The organism is Paraglaciecola polaris LMG 21857, from assembly GCF_000315055.1.
Taxonomy (GTDB): Bacteria; Pseudomonadota; Gammaproteobacteria; order Enterobacterales; family Alteromonadaceae; genus Paraglaciecola; species Paraglaciecola polaris.
The window spans coordinates 1-624 of sequence record NZ_BAER01000086.1 but is presented as its reverse complement, the minus strand read 5'-3'; the positions used below and the strand labels follow the sequence as shown (position 1 = coordinate 624).

1 protein-coding gene is annotated in these 624 nt (G+C 45.0%); it reads left to right on the top strand.

Going from position 1 to position 624, the window contains the following annotated elements:
- Positions 1-624, top strand: a 624-nt coding sequence (locus tag GPLA_RS14845) for an Ig-like domain-containing protein (protein ID WP_040514954.1), incomplete at both ends; no start/stop codon positions are given.

Below are 624 nucleotides of genomic sequence, written 5' to 3'. Positions count from 1 at the left end.
GGGAATATTGATACAATAGCGCCAACTCTTACCCTAGATGCGCTGGGTATTACAAATGACAGTACACCGTTGATAACCGGCGCTTCAGACGCCGATGCCGACACTTCCATAAATATCACGGTAACGGATAATAACGGTATAGTGCAAACGTTTAACACTAGCGTCCAAGCGGATGGCCGTTTTAGTGTTGAGCTTAACGATCCATTACCTGACGGGCCTTACACCGTTAGCGCAACAGTAGAAGATGAAGCTGGAAATCTAACTACTTCCACAGCAAATGGAGAAATTAATACTGCTGTACCTAGTTTATCGCTTAATGAGCCTCAAAGTGGCAATGATGCAACACCTACCGTCAGTGGTAATACAGATGCTGCTGTTGGCACAGTGGTTAATATTACCGTAACTGATCAAAACGGTGCCATTCAAACACTCACGGCACTGGTACAGAATGATGGTAGTTTTAGTATCGATGTGCCAGTGATACTTGCCGATGGTGCTTATTCGGTTGATGCAAGGGTAGGCGATGGTTTAGGTAATGATGCTCAGGTATCTGGTAGCGGCAATATTGATACAAGCGCACCAACTATTACCGTGGATGTACCAGATAATAGCAACGATGGGACA